The organism is Rossellomorea sp. FM04394 (assembly GCF_041889765.1).
GTDB classification, from domain to species: domain Bacteria; phylum Bacillota; class Bacilli; order Bacillales; family Bacillaceae_B; genus Rossellomorea; species Rossellomorea aquimaris_B.
On the sequence record NZ_CP168654.1, the window covers coordinates 1,980,035 to 1,996,577 of the forward strand.

Sequence of the window (16,543 nt, forward strand, 5' to 3'; positions counted from 1 at the left end):
TTGGTTTGGAGGTGCATTTTCATTAAGCACCCTATTCTTCAATAGATTTATCCACATCTTTCTCCGTAGATAATTCTTGTGAAGCGCTGGGAACTTTCCTTTTTTTCACATTGATAAGATCGGAAGAATAAATCGAAATGACGACTTGTCCACCAATTACTTTTGCACGGATGAGCAGCGGCTGGTTATAAGCGTTTCTAAACGTGAAGTCAGGCCCATACCAACTAACAGTAGCATCTCTACCCTGAGGCACATAAGGAACCCGCTTTGAATGATGATACCTTTCTAATATTTTTACACCTGCTTGGTCAACCGCGTTAAATAAAGTAGAAGAAACCTGACAAATTCCTCCCCCAATATCTTCTGATAGTTCCCCTTTTACAATCACGGGAGCTTTTTTATATCCTTTTTCTTTCGTTCGTTTTCCAACCACTCCATTAAAAGAGAACACTTCTCCAGGAAACACAACCGTATTATTGATTTTTTCGGTTGCTAGGGCAATATTTTGAGAACGTTCCTCATTATGCTTATTAAAATAGGTGACGTACCTCCCAATAAGTTGCGTTCGTATTTGGGACAGGATTTCACTATCGACTTTAGGATGCAGTGTCATAAGGGGGGCTTGCGTATTGATTGACCCTTTGGAAAAAAGGAAGGAATGAACCAGGTCCCGAAATCTTCTTTCATGAAGTTTGTATCCTGCTTTTTCTGTTACAATCTGATTATTCTCATTGATATAAGCATTCTGCGGGGGATTATAAACGCTATTTTGCACTTTTGAAACTAGTTCCTCATATCGTTTTTCGTTCATTAATGGTTCATCGACCAATGGTACATTTAATGTATTTCGGTCTATAGAAATTGGCGCATCGTCTTGAAATTGTATATGTAATTGATCTTGACCATTCATCACCGGGAATATCAGAAGACCTATTGTACTAAGCTTAATCAAAAGCATCATTTATCCTCCCTTTCATATGTAGTATCGGTAGAAAGGCATCCTTTCATGTTAAATCCAAATTGCCAAAAATTGATGGTTATGTATTTGCTGGCAGGATTAAAAACTAAGAAAAAAAAGAGGTTTCGTACATGCTTTATCTATTCAGATTCATGATGGTTGTGTCATTATTCTTTCTCTGCGGTGCTAAACCTGCAGAGGCAATGCCTAGTTTTACTATAGAAATACTTCCGTGGGATCAAGTTAAAGACATCATTCCTAATCAATCCTATTTTACGATCATTGATGTAGAAACCGGTCTTTCATTCAAGGTACAAAGAAGAGCGGGAAGCAAACATGCGGATGTACAACCCGTTACAGAAAAAGACACGAAAATCATGAAATCCATATATGGAGGAAAATGGAGCTGGGACCGTCGTGCGATACTCGTTATGGTACATGATCAGTTAATATCAGCCTCGATGAATGGCATGCCACATGGGGCCGGTGCACTCCAAAATAACTTTCCGGGACATTTCTGCGTTCATTTTTACGGGAGTACGACTCATAAGACGCCAACCCCTGATTTAGCTCATAAGATCATGATTTTGAAAGCAGGTGGAAAACTGGATGAGTTTCTATACAAATTAGACCCCTATCAGTTGATCAGCGTTTTGGAAATTGCGGTTAATCAGCATGATGAAAAGCTACTTTCACAAGTGATATTTGGAAGTAATGGGACCCTAGAGGAAACCCTTGAGGGAGTGAAACATATGGATGTTACTCAGAGATCGCTACTTCCTGTAGAGGATTTACCTGCACTTGTTGGGATGAAGCTTAAGGTTAGAGTGAAATGGATACGTTCGGATCAATCTCAAGAAGAAAATAACATTCAATTCATCATTCGGAAAGATGCGATTGAGGATCAATGGAAAATAGAGGGTCATTCATTTCTTAAGGAAATGAAATAAAGATCAATTCCAATACATTATTTCCCTCCAGTGGATGAATTCTTATCCTTTATGAGCGTTTTTAAAATGCAAAATAGGGAAAAGGGTATATAAATGAATCGTGGAGGGAACACACCGATGTTTGATTTTGTAATCAGTCTAATAAAGGAGCTTGGAGTGTGGGGGTTATTCGCCGGAAATGCAATTGAAGCGTCATCCTTGCCATTTCCGGGAGCTCTCGTGACGCTGACATATGGTTACCTTTTAGATCCATCTTGGGGGAAGCTGATCATTTTAGCATTCACAAGCAGTTTGGTCTATACGGTATTTAGTTACATCCCATATGGAATTGGCTATAAATTAAAAGATAAAATCAAAGAGAAAACCAACTCAAAGAAAATGGCTAAAGGTCAGAAATGGTTTCGTAAATGTGGATTGTGGAGCATTGCCATCACGAGACCGTTAGGCATTGGTAACTATATCTCTTATGTTGCAGGTATTAGTAAAGTAAACAAATGGAAGTTTGGCGCATTAACATTCATCGGAATATTTCCAATTACCCTCACAATGTTAATAGTCGGCAAGAATGGAAACTTCAAATATGTACAGTCTTTGATGAGTAACATCCAAACCTATCTAGTCATCGGAGGGGCTATACTGTTGATTGGTTTCTTAACATATAAATACTTTTTCAATCATAAGGCTAAAAACACGGGCTGTTTGGACGATGAGCCAAGCATAGTAAAACAAGCCGAATAAACAAGACATCGATTCGCTCCTGCTCAGGGAAGCGGATTTTTTTTGGGGTAAAGGAAATACACACAGATCTTGAGGTGACCAGTCTGGTTTCCTCAATCTACTACATGCTCCAATCCTTTTACGTGTGATATAATGAATATTCGAGATTAGTAGATTTACTTGGAAAGGTTTGAATGAAACCATGACACAATATACTCCAATGATAAAACAATACTTACAAGTAAAGGCAGAATACCAGGATGCCTTTTTATTTTTTCGTTTAGGGGATTTTTATGAAATGTTTTTTGATGATGCCATTGCTGCATCTCAGGAACTTGAAATAACGTTGACAAGTCGTGATGGGGGAGGGAAGGAACGTATTCCCATGTGTGGTGTTCCTTATCACTCTGCTCCTAACTACATAGAGCAGCTCATCGATAAAGGCTTTAAAGTAGCAATTTGTGAACAAACCGAAGATCCGAAACAAGCTAAGGGAGTTGTGCGGAGAGAAGTTGTTCAACTCATTACACCCGGTACGGTTATGGATGGAAAAGGCTTAAATGATAAAGAGAACAATTATATTGCCTCTGTGACCGATTTTAATGATCAAACTTATGGATTGTCTTACAGTGACTTAACAACAGGGGAAACAAAAGTGACTTTGGTGACAGATGGCCTTCAAGCATTGTTGAATGAGTTATCGACGATTGGTGCGAAGGAAGTTGTCATTCATCCGGACCTCAGTGAAGCGGTACAAGGGAAGATCAAAGAACGAAACGATGTTACCTTATCCCATGAGAAAGAAGCTGACGTAAAGGAAGATTTCGCTCATCTCGTTGCTCCTTTACAACAAGATAAACTAATAGAGGCTTCATCGATCCTTTTTCACTACCTCTTCCGTACACAGAAGAGAAGCCTTGATCATCTACAAGTAGTTGAGACATATCAGCTGCATCAATTTATGAAAATGGATTACTATTCAAAACGTAATCTGGAATTGACAGAGACAATCCGATCCAAAGGAAAGAAAGGTTCGCTGCTTTGGCTATTAGACGAAACGATGACGGCTATGGGAGCCCGATTACTAAAGCAATGGATAGATCGACCACTTATCCATAAACAGGATATTGAAAAGCGTCAAACGGTCGTTGAAGTGCTATTGGAGCGATTCTTCGAAAGGCAGGACCTTAGAGAACGTTTAAAGGAAGTATATGATCTTGAGAGACTGGCAGGACGGGTTGCGTTCGGTAATGTGAATGCACGTGATCTGATTCAGCTGAAAAAATCACTTCAGCAAGTACCCGTTTTAAAACATCTGGTGGAATCACTGGAAAATGAAGCAACCGATGACCTCGTAAGCAAGCTCGATCCATGTGAAGAATTAACAGACCTCCTAGAACAAGCGCTGGTAGAAAATCCTCCTCTATCCATTAAAGAGGGAAGCTTGATCCAAGATGGGTATCATGAGGAGCTTGATCAATTCCGTGATGCAAGTAAGAATGGGAAGTCCTGGATTGCTCAACTCGAACGGGACGAGAGGGAAAGAACGGGAATCAGATCTCTTAAAGTAGGATTTAACCGGGTCTTTGGCTATTATATCGAAGTAACGAGAGCAAACCTTCAACACCTGGAAGAAGGCCGCTATGAAAGAAAACAAACATTAACAAATGCAGAACGCTTTATTACCCCGGAGTTGAAGGAGAAAGAAGCGCTTATCCTTCAGGCTGATGAAAAAAGCGTTGATCTGGAATATGAACTGTTCATTGGGATTCGTGAAAGAGTGAAAGAATTCATTCCCCGCCTTCAGAAGCTAGCGAAGCTCGTAAGTGAATTGGACGTTCTACAATGTTTTGCAACGGTCAGTGAAAAGCGCCATTACACCCGCCCTGTTTTTAATAATGAAAGAAGAATCCTGCTAAGGGACGGACGTCATCCAGTCGTGGAGAAGGTGATGGGTGCTCAGGAATATGTTCCGAATGACTGCTATATGGATCACAAAAGGGAAGTCTTTCTTATTACAGGACCGAATATGTCGGGGAAAAGTACCTATATGAGACAGGTAGCTTTAACCAGTATTCTTGCTCAAATCGGCTGTTATGTTCCTGCAAGTGAGGCAAACCTGCCAATCTTCGATCAAGTATTCACACGCATCGGGGCAGCAGATGATCTTATTTCAGGTCAAAGTACTTTTATGGTTGAGATGTTAGAGGCCAGAAATGCGATCATCCACGCGACTCAGCAGAGTTTAATATTATTTGATGAAATTGGACGCGGTACCTCCACTTATGATGGAATGGCACTTGCCCAGGCGATTATTGAATACATTCATGATCATATAGGGGCTAAAACTTTATTCTCTACTCACTATCATGAATTGACAGTCCTTGAAGAAGAACTTCAAAAAGTGAAAAATGTGCATGTAAGTGCCATGGAACAGAATGGAAAGCTCGTTTTCCTTCATAAAATCAAGGAGGGTGCAGCAGACAAAAGTTACGGAATTCATGTTGCCGAGCTTGCAGAGCTGCCTAAAGTCCTGATAGAGAGAGCGAACGAAATCCTTCTTGAGCTCGAGCGAAAGGAAGTACCATCCTTCTCTAATGAGGTGGCTGCAGCAAGGGAAACCGCTATTGAAAAACAAGAACCAAATGAAGATGAGCTTTCCCAGCTATCTTTCTTTACAACAGAGAAAAAGGAGAAAAGAGAAAATTTTTCATCTAAAGAGAAGAAATGCTTAGATGAGCTTAAAAAGCTGGATATTCTGGAGATGACTCCATTAGATGCAATGAACACCCTGTACGGAATCCAAAAAAAATTAAAAAACTAAAGGAGGTGAAACTGTGGTAAAAATATTTCAGCTTGATGATTCCCTTTCAAATAAAATAGCCGCCGGTGAAGTTGTGGAAAGACCGGCTTCTGTGGTGAAAGAACTCCTTGAAAACAGCATAGATGCAGGCGGATCCGTGATAGAAATTCATATTGAAGAAGCGGGATTACATTCGATACGAATCATTGATAATGGTGACGGTATCGAAGAAGACGATGTGAAAACAGCCTTCAAACGCCACGCAACGAGTAAAATCAAAGACGAAAATGATTTATTCCGTATCCGGACTTTGGGATTTAGAGGAGAAGCCCTGCCGAGTATTGCTTCTGTTTCCCATTTTGTCCTGAAAACGAGCACGGGAGATGGTCCTGGTACGTATATAGAACTTGAAGGTGGTGAAATTAACACACTTGAAAATACATCGTCAAGAAAAGGGACAGATATCACAGTTTCCCAACTGTTTTTCAATACACCCGCACGGTTGAAATACATGAAAACCATTCATACTGAACTAGGAAACATTACAGATGTGGTGAACCGGATTGCCCTGGCTCATCCAAACGTTTCAATCAAGCTTCTGCACAACGGTAAAACGTTATTACACACTAATGGTAATGGAGATGTCCTGCAAGTTCTGGCTTCTATCTATGGGATCGGAATAGCCAAGAAGATGGTGCCGATCGAAGTGAACTCACTTGATTTCAAGGTGAAGGGCTATATATCCCTGCCGGAGGTTACCCGCGCCTCCAGGAATTATATTTCAACGATGATCAATGGGCGGTTTATAAAGAACTATGCTTTGGCGAAAGCGATCGGCGAGGGGTATCACACACTTCTCCCTATCGGGCGTCACCCCATTGTACTTCTTAACATAGAAATGGACCCGATCCTGGTCGATGTGAATGTTCATCCTTCCAAGATGGAGGTCCGTATCAGTAAAGAAAGTGAATTGAATACATTAGTTACTGAAGGGATCAAAAGGGTGTTTAAAGGAAAAGAATTGATTCCTTCGGGCGCCGTGGCACCGAGGATTGTACAGCCGAAATCAGAGCAAACGTTCATGAATCTGGATCGTTCCCCGATACCTCAACCGAAAGAGGAAAGGTCAGTATTTACAGGTGGGATCCGTGAACGATTGCTTCCTAAAGAAGAGCTGGAAAAGCTTTATGAGCCAGAAACACCAAGGAACGAAACCCCTGAAGCAAAAATTCCTGTTTCAGATATACCGGCAGTTCCGGACTTAACTGACACAATTGAGGAAGAAGCGGAATTACAGGATACCAATGTGGAAGAAGGATTCGATGAGGAACGGCACTCTCCCCGGGTTCCTCCACTTTACCCTGTTGGCCAAATGCACGGTACGTATATATTCGCCCAAAATGATCGCGGCTTATATATAATTGATCAACATGCAGCTCAAGAACGGATAAAATATGAGTTTTTCAAAGAAAAAGTGGGGGAGGTTTCGAAAGAGCTGCAAGAACTCCTGGTCCCACTTACCCTTGAGTTTTCCACAGATGAGTATATTAAGATAAACGAATACCGCCATCTTCTGGAAGAAGTCGGCGTGTTTCTTGAAGAATTCGGCTACAATAGCTTTATCGTCCGGGCTCATCCTCAATGGTTTCCAAAAGGGGAAGAACAGCAAACCATAGAAGATATGATCGAACAGGTGTTAAAAATGAACCGGGTTGATATCAAAAAACTCCGGGAAGAAGCGGCTATTATGATGAGTTGCAAAGGTTCCATCAAGGCGAACCATCATTTGCGCAAGGAAGACATGCAAGCTTTACTGGACGAACTGAGAAGGACCAGTGATCCATTTACCTGTCCACACGGGCGGCCTATTATTATCCACTATTCTACTTATGAAATGGAAAAAATGTTTAAACGCATAATGTAGTACAAGAACAAGGGGATGGACGAGCATTAGTTCATCCCTGTTCTGATTGCACTCAACCATAATGGGTTTGATGTTCTTTTTTCATACGAAGATACTCCTCATCCTCTCTGGCAAGCTTCCACTTTGTTTCGAATATTTCTGCAGCCGCCGCCTTTTCTTCGTCTATTTTTCTTTTCTTTAAATCTCCATCTTTACTATACTTTTTCCCTCCTGGATAGTTGGCGTACCGTCGAGCTCTTGTATACCCCATTTGCAGAAACTTCCTCGCCATGTCCATCCCTACAAAATCATTTTCCAGTTTATATTGGATAAACATCTCATAGATTTTATTTGAAGATTCTTTCGCAATATCAATGGTCTTAAAGCGCCAGTGGGGAAGGATTTCAATCTTATAGGGTTCAACAAGTAAAACACCTTGTTCCCCGCGTGCTACCCGGTAGTTTTCAGGCTGCTCCCGAAAATCAATCGACTCGAAATCAAGGTCATAATCAAATGGCATGTTCTATACCTCCTTCCTGTACTGTACCCAATATGAGCAAACCCTCAAACGGAATGTATTGTCTATAATAATATTATGTCAACTAATGTTTTAATTTTATTAGAGGTATTTTTATATTTATCGTTAATTTATATAGTAATGGATTGTAAGCGTTTTACTTAGGAGGAGAAAAAGAAAATGATAGAACTGGAAAAATCTATTAATAACGAAGTAGTCAGTGCAGAAACATACCTCCAGCCATCTTATCGAGTAGATAAGAGACAGTTCACAGAAAAGGAATATAATAAATTTGTAAGGTTAAAAGGTGTAAGGGATTGGTCGACACTATCATGGAAAGATGTAGGAAAGCCTTACGAAGTAACAACTTTCGCTAAAGAAAAAAACGAATGGGAAGCAGAGAACGGTAAAGTTCTTCCCATTCATACTTCATGGGAAATGTTTAATCGCTCCTTTCATGAGTGGTTTGTGAAGGATGTTCCCACTGAGTTGAACCATAGTAGAAAACGATTTATCAGCAATGCGTTAAAATTGAATGTGAAAGAAACGACTGCTGCATTAGGTGAGCATCTTCGTCTTCATTTATGGAATTATGTTCACCGGATACAAGATGGGGTGTGGGATCCCAGAGGGAAGAGGGCTTTATTTGGGGGTCTTGAGGTTATAAAGCCTAGAATCTTATTCCTCGGTGCTGCCGAAGGCTATGAAGCCATGCAGCTTGCGGCGATGTATCCGGGTAGTGAAATTGTTCTTGTCGATTATGACCCATTCTGTAGAGATACCCGTTACAGGGATTTTCCGGACACCTATCCTTTCTTAGGACCGAATCCGGCTACGGGGGCTGATAAAATCTACTATAAAGGTGACTTTCCAACAACGTATATTGTAGATGATATAAGATACCTATCTTTTGGAAAGGAGTTTGATATTGTACTCAGTGTCGGGCTTCTTGAACATTTCCCTGATGAATATAAATCAGAAGTCGTCGAGTGGCATCGTAAATTTTTGAAGCCAAATGGATACATGGTCCTTACTACTCCCAGAGCTCAGCTCAAATCCAAAATTTATTATGAAGTAATGTCTGATGTGATGAACCACACATATAGGGAACTCATGACCGTTGAACAAATGGGTCTTTATTTATATGAAAATGGAGTGGATATTTTGCAGCATGGTTATATAAAGGTTCATAATGGAATTATTGCAAAAGCCCGGTAAGGAAAGATAGCTTTTGATTGAAATGATAATCAATCAAAAGCTTTTTATAATTGACTCTACTGTTCTATAAAATATCTAAGACCACTAATTAGGAGAAGGAATTCCTCACTAAAAGAGCTAATAACTAGATATAATAAATAATTTCAGAAAATTAAAATAAATAAGGGGAGGAAAAGGAATGAACGGGGGCATAGAGCTTCAACGGGAGAAAAAGAATAAACGATTAAGGATCACTTTGTGGACGGCAGGGTCACTTATGTTTATCCTGCTTGGAATATTAATATTTGTAAACTATTATATTGACAGATCTTTACCCATTACATCAGGTACAATATCGTTAGAGGGGCTTTCTGAGGATGTGGAAGTAACAAGGGACAAGGACGGTGTCCCTCATATTCTAGCTCAAAATGAAAAAGATTTATATATGGCGCAAGGATATGTACAGGCGCAGGATCGTCTATTCCAAATGGACCTAATCAGAAGACAGGCTTCAGGTCGATTGAGTGAAGTGGTCGGTGAGAAAGCAATTGAACGGGACAAATTCTTCCGGACATTTGGTTTGAAGAGGGCAGCGGAGGTTTCATTTACTGCATATCCCGATGAAGCCAAGCAGCTTCTCGGATGGTATGCAGATGGGGTCAACGCTTATATTCAAGAAGCCAAAGATGAAGGAAGGCTCCCTATAGAATTCACCCTGCTTGGTTACAAACCTGAAAGATGGACTCCCATCGATTCATTAACCATCGGGAAGTATATGGCATTTGATTTAGGGGGCCACTGGCAAGGTCAGGCTTTCCGGTACTGGGCATTAAAAAACCTGCCAAAGGACAAAGCGTATGATTTGTTTCCGTCATACCCGGAAGACGCTCCTGCAATACTATCAGATATAGGAGAAGTTCAGGTTGATATGGAGCAGTCATTTGCCAGTGCAGTCATTCCACCTGAGTTCAATGGGAGCAACAACTGGGTGGTAAGCGGAGAGAAAACAGCCAGTGGTAAACCCCTTTTGGCAGACGACCCACATCTCTCATTGGGGACTCCTTCCATATGGTATCAGATGCACCTGGAATCACCACAGGTCAATGTGAGTGGAGTGATTTTTGCAGGTATCCCAGGGATCATCCTTGGTCATAATGAGCAAATTGCTTGGGGGGTAACAAATACAGGACCTGATGTTCAGGACTTATATGTTGAAAAACAAAACGAAGAAGATCCATCGCTGTTTTTATATGATGAAAAATGGGAAAAGGCAACGATCATAGATGAGCCCATTAAAGTAAAAGATGGTGACACCATTCCTTATGAAGTCACGATCACAAGACATGGACCGGTCATTTCAGAGTTCTCTCATCATAATGAGAGTGGAAAGGTGCTTTCAATGAGATGGACCGCACTTGATCCAAGTCTGGAACTTCTTGCAATCCTTAATATCAATAAGGCTAAGGATTGGGATGAATTTGAAGAAGCCTTAAAGGACTTCCATGTTCCTACGCAAAATTTCGTATTTGCTTCAGTAGATGGAACGATTGCCTACAAGGCAAATGGTAAAATTCCCATCAGGAAGAAAGGAGATGGGCTACTTCCTGTACCTGGGTGGGACCCTGAATATGAATGGCAGGGCTATATACCATTCGAAGACCTTCCAACAGTAATCAATCCTCAGTCAGGCTTTGTGGCAACAGCGAATAATAAAGTGACATCAGATGACTACCCATATCATATCAGTCATCATTGGGCACAGCCCTACCGATATATGAGGATTTCGGAATATTTAGAGGGGAACGATGAGCTGACAATTTCCGATATGAAAGAACTGCAGATGGATCATTTGAATTTGCATGCTCGGGAATTCATTCCGGTTCTTATCAATGATATAAAGAATGGTTCTTTAACTGATAAGGAAAAGGAAGCCATTGAGTTGCTAAAGTCATGGAACTATAAAGATGATAAAAGACTGGCAGCACCCCTTATTTTCCACCAATGGATGAACGAAATTTCCACTGGGCTTTTTAAGAAGGAAGTGTCAGGGGATATGATGAAGTTATTTGAAGGCCGTCAAAGTGTAGTAGATGAACTTATTCGAAAAGCTCATAACGGAGAAGAGTCTAAGTGGTTTGTGGACAGGGGAGGATACAAGACTTTTATAAAAGCTTCGCTTACCCAGGCTTTAGAAGAGCTTGGAGAGGCTTATGGTTCTTCAATGAACGAGTGGGAGTGGGGGAGGTATCATAGAGTATACTTTGAACATCCTTTATCGGGAGCATCACCAGTGTTGGAATGGTTCTTAAATGACAGAGATCCTGTCCCAGTGGGAGGAAGTAGAGTGACGGTGGGAGCTGCAAGCTATAATGAGAGTGGAATCGTCAATCATGGTGCTTCATGGAGATTTGTCATAGACACAGATAACATGAACGATGGCTATCATATTGTAGGCCCTGGACAAGCCGGTCATTATAAGAGTGAATGGTACCATGATCAGATTAATGCATGGATCAATGGAGACTATCATGAAACCTCAATCTCCAACCCAAGTGGAGACAGGTTAATATTAAAAGCAGAATAACTAACCGGGAACTGCTTGAAGAATGCCTTCAAGCAGTTTTATACATTCTATAAACGGGTACTGACATCATTGAAGAGGGGAGGGAAAAAAGATTTATTTCTGTGAATAATCATAAAAGAAATGGGCACACTAGCAAGATGTGATTTAACAACGTCTATCATTATGGTACGATAATATGTAAAGAATCATTTACATAGAAAGCAGTGAACGTATGACAAGATATGAGAAAGAGAAAGTGATTGTTCTTATTGGTCCGACTGCTGTAGGGAAAACCAATACAAGTATAGAACTTGCAAAGAGGTTCAAAGGGGAAATCATTAGTGGTGATTCCATGCAAATCTATAAAAGAATGGATATTGGAACCGCTAAAATCACCCCTGAAGAAATGGAAGGCATCCCCCATCATTTGCTTGATATTAGAGATCCTGATGAATCCTTCTCTGTAGCTGACTTTCAGCAGCAGGTTCGGAAGAAAATATCAGAAATCCACTCTCGTGGGAAAATTCCTCTTATAGCAGGGGGGACAGGACTTTATATTCAGTCGGTCCTATACGATTATCAATTCACTGAAACTCCAGGTGATGAACACTATCGTGAGGAACTGGAAGCAAGCCTTGAGAAGAATGGTTCCGAGTGGCTTCACGACCAATTATTATCAGTGGATCCTGTTACAGCAGGGAATATTCACCGGAACAATACCCGACGTGTTATTCGAGCATTGGAAATCTATCATTGCACTGGAAAGACAATGTCTGAGTATCAAGGAGCACAATCCCAGGAGCTGCAGTACGATGTAGCTTTAATTGGATTATCCATGGAACGGGAAAAACTTTATAAGAGAATCAATCTTCGTGTTGACTTAATGATGAACCAAGGGCTATTAGAAGAAGTAAAAGGACTATACGATGAAGGTATAAGAAATGTTCAGTCTGTTCAGGCCATTGGCTACAAGGAGCTTTACGATTATTTTGATGGTACAGTCAGCTTGGAACGGGCAATCGAAAACCTAAAGCAAAATTCCAGAAGGTATGCAAAGCGCCAGCTTACATGGTTCAGAAATAAAATGGATGTGGCCTGGTTCGATATGACAGATGAGCATCAGCACCCCAAAATTATTGAGGATATTTCAGAATTTATTGCAGGAAAGCTTCAATTAAAGTCGAATAAGTAATGTAGAGATAGAAGAGGAGGACTAACCATGAAACAATCCATTAATATCCAAGATCAATTCCTTAATCAATTGAGAAAAGAGAGCTCCCTATGTACGGTGTTTTTATTGAATGGCTTCCAAATCCGTGGCCAAGTGAAAGGTTTTGATAACTTTACAGTGCTGTTTGAATGCGATGGAAAACAGCAGCTTGTATATAAACATGCTATTTCAACATTCGCTCCACAGCGTAATGTCCAAATAAATTTTGAAGAATCAACCAATTAATTGTGAAAAAAGTTTTCGAAAGCTGCCTCTAAGGGCAGCTTTTTTTGTGGTCATGAGCAGGATGTTTTTGCATGCCCATAATGAATCTGATGAAGGATTAACAGAATTAGTTAATGAAAAGAAAAGTAATTGAATAGGATGATAAGAGAGGCTATTTTACGTCCCTCACTTACAATGCTACAGACTGGTTTTTAACAGTTGAATAATGATTGAACCTGTATAGAACATTAACGAAGCAAAACACTCCGTATTTCTTTTTATTTCTCGGGAAAGCGCAGGAATAGACAGAATTCTTCTTATTTGTCGAAAAAAATAGGTGAAATATAGGCGTTTGTCACCCTAAAATCCTCAGGAGCGTATACTGTCTTTAGAATGGTGAGGTGAAACCTTTGGATCAACCAATGAGAATGAAAAATAATGGTCAAATCAGCATTGTATTGAATTCTCAAAAACGGAGTTCAGTACGAGATACGTTGAGGCATGAATCTCTTCCTCAGTCTCTCCCTCAAGAGCATGTAGCATTAAAAGAAATAGAAGAAGAACTCGGATCTCTTGTGGGAATGGAAGAAATGAAAAAAATGGTGAAAGAAATTTATGCATGGATATATGTCAATAAGAAACGTGAAGCAATGGGTTTGAAAGCAGGAAAACAAGCGCTTCATATGATGTTCAAAGGAAATCCCGGCACTGGTAAGACGACCGTAGCAAGAATCATTGGAAAACTGTTCTTGAAAATGAATGTACTTTCTAAAGGACATTTAATAGAAGCAGAGAGAGCTGATCTGGTTGGCGAATATATAGGTCACACGGCTCAGAAAACAAGAGACCTTGTCAAAAAAGCTTTAGGAGGCATTTTGTTTATTGATGAAGCATATTCTCTCGGTAGAGGAGGCGAAAAGGATTTCGGGAAAGAAGCGATTGATACACTTGTCAAACATATGGAAGATAAGCAGCATGAATTTATCTTGATTCTGGCAGGATATTCAAGGGAAATGGATCACTTCCTCACCTTGAATCCAGGTCTGCAATCACGATTTCCTCTCGTATTTCATTTTCCTGATTATTCAGTTGATCAGCTGATGGAAATTGGGAGAAGGATGTTAGAAGAAAAGCAATACTTATTAAGTCACGATGCAGAAAGAAAGATAAAGGAGCATCTTCACTCAGCTAAAAATAGCCTATCTCCAATGGCATTTTCAAATGGAAGATATGTACGAAATGTAATAGAAAAGTCCATACGTGCTCAGGCAATGCGCCTCTTAATGGAAAATTGCTATGATCGACACGATTTATTAACCATTCGAAGCAATGATCTGGTGTTTAATAAGGGTTCTTCTGAATGACTATACTTAGTAAACAATAGGAATATAAGAATCTATGAAAAAATGCATTCGTAAACGAATGCATTTTTTCTTATTAAACGTGTGCTCTTAAGCTCCTATTCGGCAACCTCCATTTATATAAGTAGGAAAGGACACGCAGCGTGGTGGTAATGACGAATAAAGAGTATAATTCAAAGGCCGATTGGACAATTCCGAGTCCGATAGCCGCTCCACAAAGTACCGCCCACACAGCATAAATCTCTGAACGAAGCACTAACGGTTTACGGCCGGCAAGAAGATCGCGAATGATTCCACCGCCGCTTCCCGTTAATACGGCTGCCACAATTACAGCACTTATCGGATGATTCATTTCAGAAGCATACAGTGCTCCTTGGATGGCGAAGGCTGATAGACCAATTGCATCAAAAAAGTTCCCCCATTTTCTCCAATGCTTAAGGAGATTATTCGGGAAAAGAAAGACGGCTGTTATAGAAAGAAGGGCTATCTGAAATAACATGCCCTGCTCCCAAAGAGCGGAAACCGGAACGCCGATCAATAAATTCCGGATGGCCCCTCCACCAAATGCTGTGACAATTCCTAATATATAAACACCGAGAATATCGTATTCCTCTTCCATGGCAATTATAGCTCCTGAAATGGCAAAAGCAATGGTACCTATAATACTTAATACTTCCCACGTCATACACATTCCTCCTAACCCTATTACAATATGCTACATGCCAGTATGTAGAATGTGATCGTTGTTATGTTTATTCAAACATACTGATTTTAACACGTTTGCACTTAATTGCAACCATTTTTCATACCTTTTTACATAGAGTTTACGAGGCGAATTTGGTATGATGAAAATAATAATGAATTGTAAAGAAAGTAGGATGTTTATTGAAGCATGAAGTAAAAGAAAAAGTCATATTGGTTGGATGTCAACTGGAAGAAGATGACTTGCGCTTTCAGTATAGTTTAAACGAGCTTGAAGAGTTGACGGAAACGGCTCAAGGTCAAGTTATGGCTGTACTAACTCAAAAACGGGATAGCGTTCATCCTGGTACATATATAGGTAAAGGAAAAGTGGAAGAGCTGGTCCTTTTGGAAGAGCAATTTGAACCGGATATTATCATCTTTAATGATGAGCTATCTCCGAGTCAGATAAGGAATTTATCAAAAGATTTAAAAGCAAGGGTGATTGATCGAACTCAACTGATCCTGGATATCTTTGCCGGGCGTGCCCGTTCAAGAGAAGGGAAGTTACAAGTAGAGCTTGCTCAGCTTCAATACTTGCTTCCTCGATTAATCGGTCAGGGAGCCTCTCTCTCAAGGTTGGGAGGAGGAATCGGGACAAGAGGGCCGGGTGAAACAAAGCTCGAAAGTGACCGTCGTCATATTCATCGCAGAATTGATGATATTAAGAAACAACTACAAATCGTCGTTGAACACAGAGAAAGGTATCGTGAACGAAGAAAGCGTAACAAAGCCTTTCAAATAGCACTGGTCGGTTATACAAACGCAGGAAAATCGACTTTGTTTAATCGAATCTCATTAGCAGATTCTTATGCAGAGAATCAACTCTTCGCTACACTGGACCCTATGACAAGAAAGATGCCCTTGCCAAGCGGATATTCGACTTTACTTACGGATACTGTTGGATTTATCCAAGATCTTCCGACTACATTAGTAGCGGCATTTCGCTCTACGCTGGAAGAGGTGAGGGAAGCGGACCTTCTTCTCCATGTAGTGGATAGTTCAAATCCGGATTACAGTCAGCATGAGAAGACCGTTCAATCTTTATTGGAAGACCTGGACATGTCTGGACTGCCTCAGTTAACGGTATACAACAAGAAAGATGTGATGCACCCTGACTTTGTGCCGGGCAGTGAAGGGGATCGGATCATGATCAGTGCCTTAAACGAACTCGATCGCGGGCAGCTTTTATTAAAAATAGAAGAAATCGTGAAGAAACATATGACATCTTATCATGTGTTCATTCCAGCGAGTGAAGGGAAGGTCCTTTCGCAATTAAAGAATGAAACCATCTTAAGAAAACTGGAATTTATAGAAGAAAACCAGGTTTATGAATTGACGGGCTATCACCTGGAAGATCACCCGATCTCAGGAAACATTAAGAAATTTCAAAGGTAG

At 40.4% G+C, this 16,543-nt stretch carries 13 protein-coding genes; 10 read left to right on the plus strand and 3 right to left on the minus strand.

Annotated elements, in window-relative coordinates:
- Nucleotides 1-31 precede the first annotated feature (31 nt).
- Entirely contained in the window at nt 32-961 is a 930-nt protein-coding gene (locus ACCB35_RS09895) for a VanW family protein (RefSeq protein ID WP_374056709.1), read from the minus strand.
- A gap of 128 nt (nt 962-1,089) precedes the next feature.
- On the opposite strand from ACCB35_RS09895, the gene ACCB35_RS09900 reads away from it, so the two are divergent.
- The 4 genes from ACCB35_RS09900 (at nt 1,090) to mutL (ending at nt 7,352) form a co-directional block, all read left to right on the plus strand.
- Complete coding sequence (locus ACCB35_RS09900; protein WP_374056710.1) at nt 1,090-1,908, plus strand: hypothetical protein; 819 nt, start codon at nt 1,090-1,092, stop codon at nt 1,906-1,908.
- Between the two features lie 93 nt (nt 1,909-2,001).
- Nucleotides 2,002-2,646, plus strand: coding sequence for a DedA family protein (locus ACCB35_RS09905; protein ID WP_374056711.1), 645 nt, complete (start codon nt 2,002-2,004; stop codon nt 2,644-2,646).
- 181 nt (nt 2,647-2,827) lie between these two features.
- The gene (mutS, locus tag ACCB35_RS09910) at nt 2,828-5,449 is read left to right on the plus strand and encodes a DNA mismatch repair protein MutS (protein WP_374056712.1); all 2,622 of its coding nucleotides are present in this window, start codon (nt 2,828-2,830) and stop codon (nt 5,447-5,449) included.
- 13 nt (nt 5,450-5,462) lie between these two features.
- The gene (gene mutL / locus ACCB35_RS09915) at nt 5,463-7,352 is read left to right on the plus strand and encodes a DNA mismatch repair endonuclease MutL (protein WP_374056713.1); all 1,890 of its coding nucleotides are present in this window, start codon (nt 5,463-5,465) and stop codon (nt 7,350-7,352) included.
- Nucleotides 7,353-7,404: 52 nt separating this feature from the next.
- Here mutL and ACCB35_RS09920 read toward each other — a convergent pair whose 3' ends face one another.
- Nucleotides 7,405-7,851, minus strand: coding sequence for a DUF4385 domain-containing protein (locus ACCB35_RS09920; RefSeq protein ID WP_374056714.1), 447 nt, complete (start codon nt 7,849-7,851; stop codon nt 7,405-7,407).
- A gap of 177 nt (nt 7,852-8,028) precedes the next feature.
- On the opposite strand from ACCB35_RS09920, the gene ACCB35_RS09925 reads away from it, so the two are divergent.
- From ACCB35_RS09925 to spoVK, 5 genes are all read left to right on the plus strand, one after another.
- A complete protein-coding gene (locus ACCB35_RS09925; RefSeq protein ID WP_374056715.1) occupies nt 8,029-9,066 on the plus strand; it encodes a class I SAM-dependent methyltransferase in 1,038 nt (345 codons plus the stop codon).
- A gap of 190 nt (nt 9,067-9,256) precedes the next feature.
- Nucleotides 9,257-11,629 (plus strand): penicillin acylase family protein, encoded by a 2,373-nt coding sequence (locus ACCB35_RS09930; RefSeq protein WP_374056988.1) that lies wholly within the window; start codon nt 9,257-9,259, stop codon nt 11,627-11,629.
- A 211-nt stretch (nt 11,630-11,840) separates the two neighbouring features.
- Entirely contained in the window at nt 11,841-12,800 is a 960-nt protein-coding gene (gene miaA / locus ACCB35_RS09935; protein WP_374056716.1) for a tRNA (adenosine(37)-N6)-dimethylallyltransferase MiaA, read from the plus strand.
- A 27-nt stretch (nt 12,801-12,827) separates the two neighbouring features.
- The gene (gene hfq, locus ACCB35_RS09940) at nt 12,828-13,064 is read left to right on the plus strand and encodes an RNA chaperone Hfq (protein WP_374056717.1); all 237 of its coding nucleotides are present in this window, start codon (nt 12,828-12,830) and stop codon (nt 13,062-13,064) included.
- 389 nt (nt 13,065-13,453) lie between these two features.
- On the plus strand, nt 13,454-14,407 hold the full coding sequence (spoVK, locus tag ACCB35_RS09945; protein ID WP_374056718.1) for a stage V sporulation protein K: 954 nt from the start codon (nt 13,454-13,456) through the stop codon (nt 14,405-14,407).
- A 73-nt stretch (nt 14,408-14,480) separates the two neighbouring features.
- Here spoVK and ACCB35_RS09950 read toward each other — a convergent pair whose 3' ends face one another.
- Nucleotides 14,481-15,089, minus strand: a complete 609-nt coding sequence (locus tag ACCB35_RS09950) for a trimeric intracellular cation channel family protein (protein ID WP_374056719.1) — start codon at nt 15,087-15,089, stop codon at nt 14,481-14,483.
- A gap of 200 nt (nt 15,090-15,289) precedes the next feature.
- Here ACCB35_RS09950 and hflX point away from each other — a divergent pair, with 200 nt between their 5' ends.
- Nucleotides 15,290-16,543, plus strand: coding sequence for a GTPase HflX (hflX, locus tag ACCB35_RS09955; protein ID WP_374056720.1), 1,254 nt, complete (start codon nt 15,290-15,292; stop codon nt 16,541-16,543).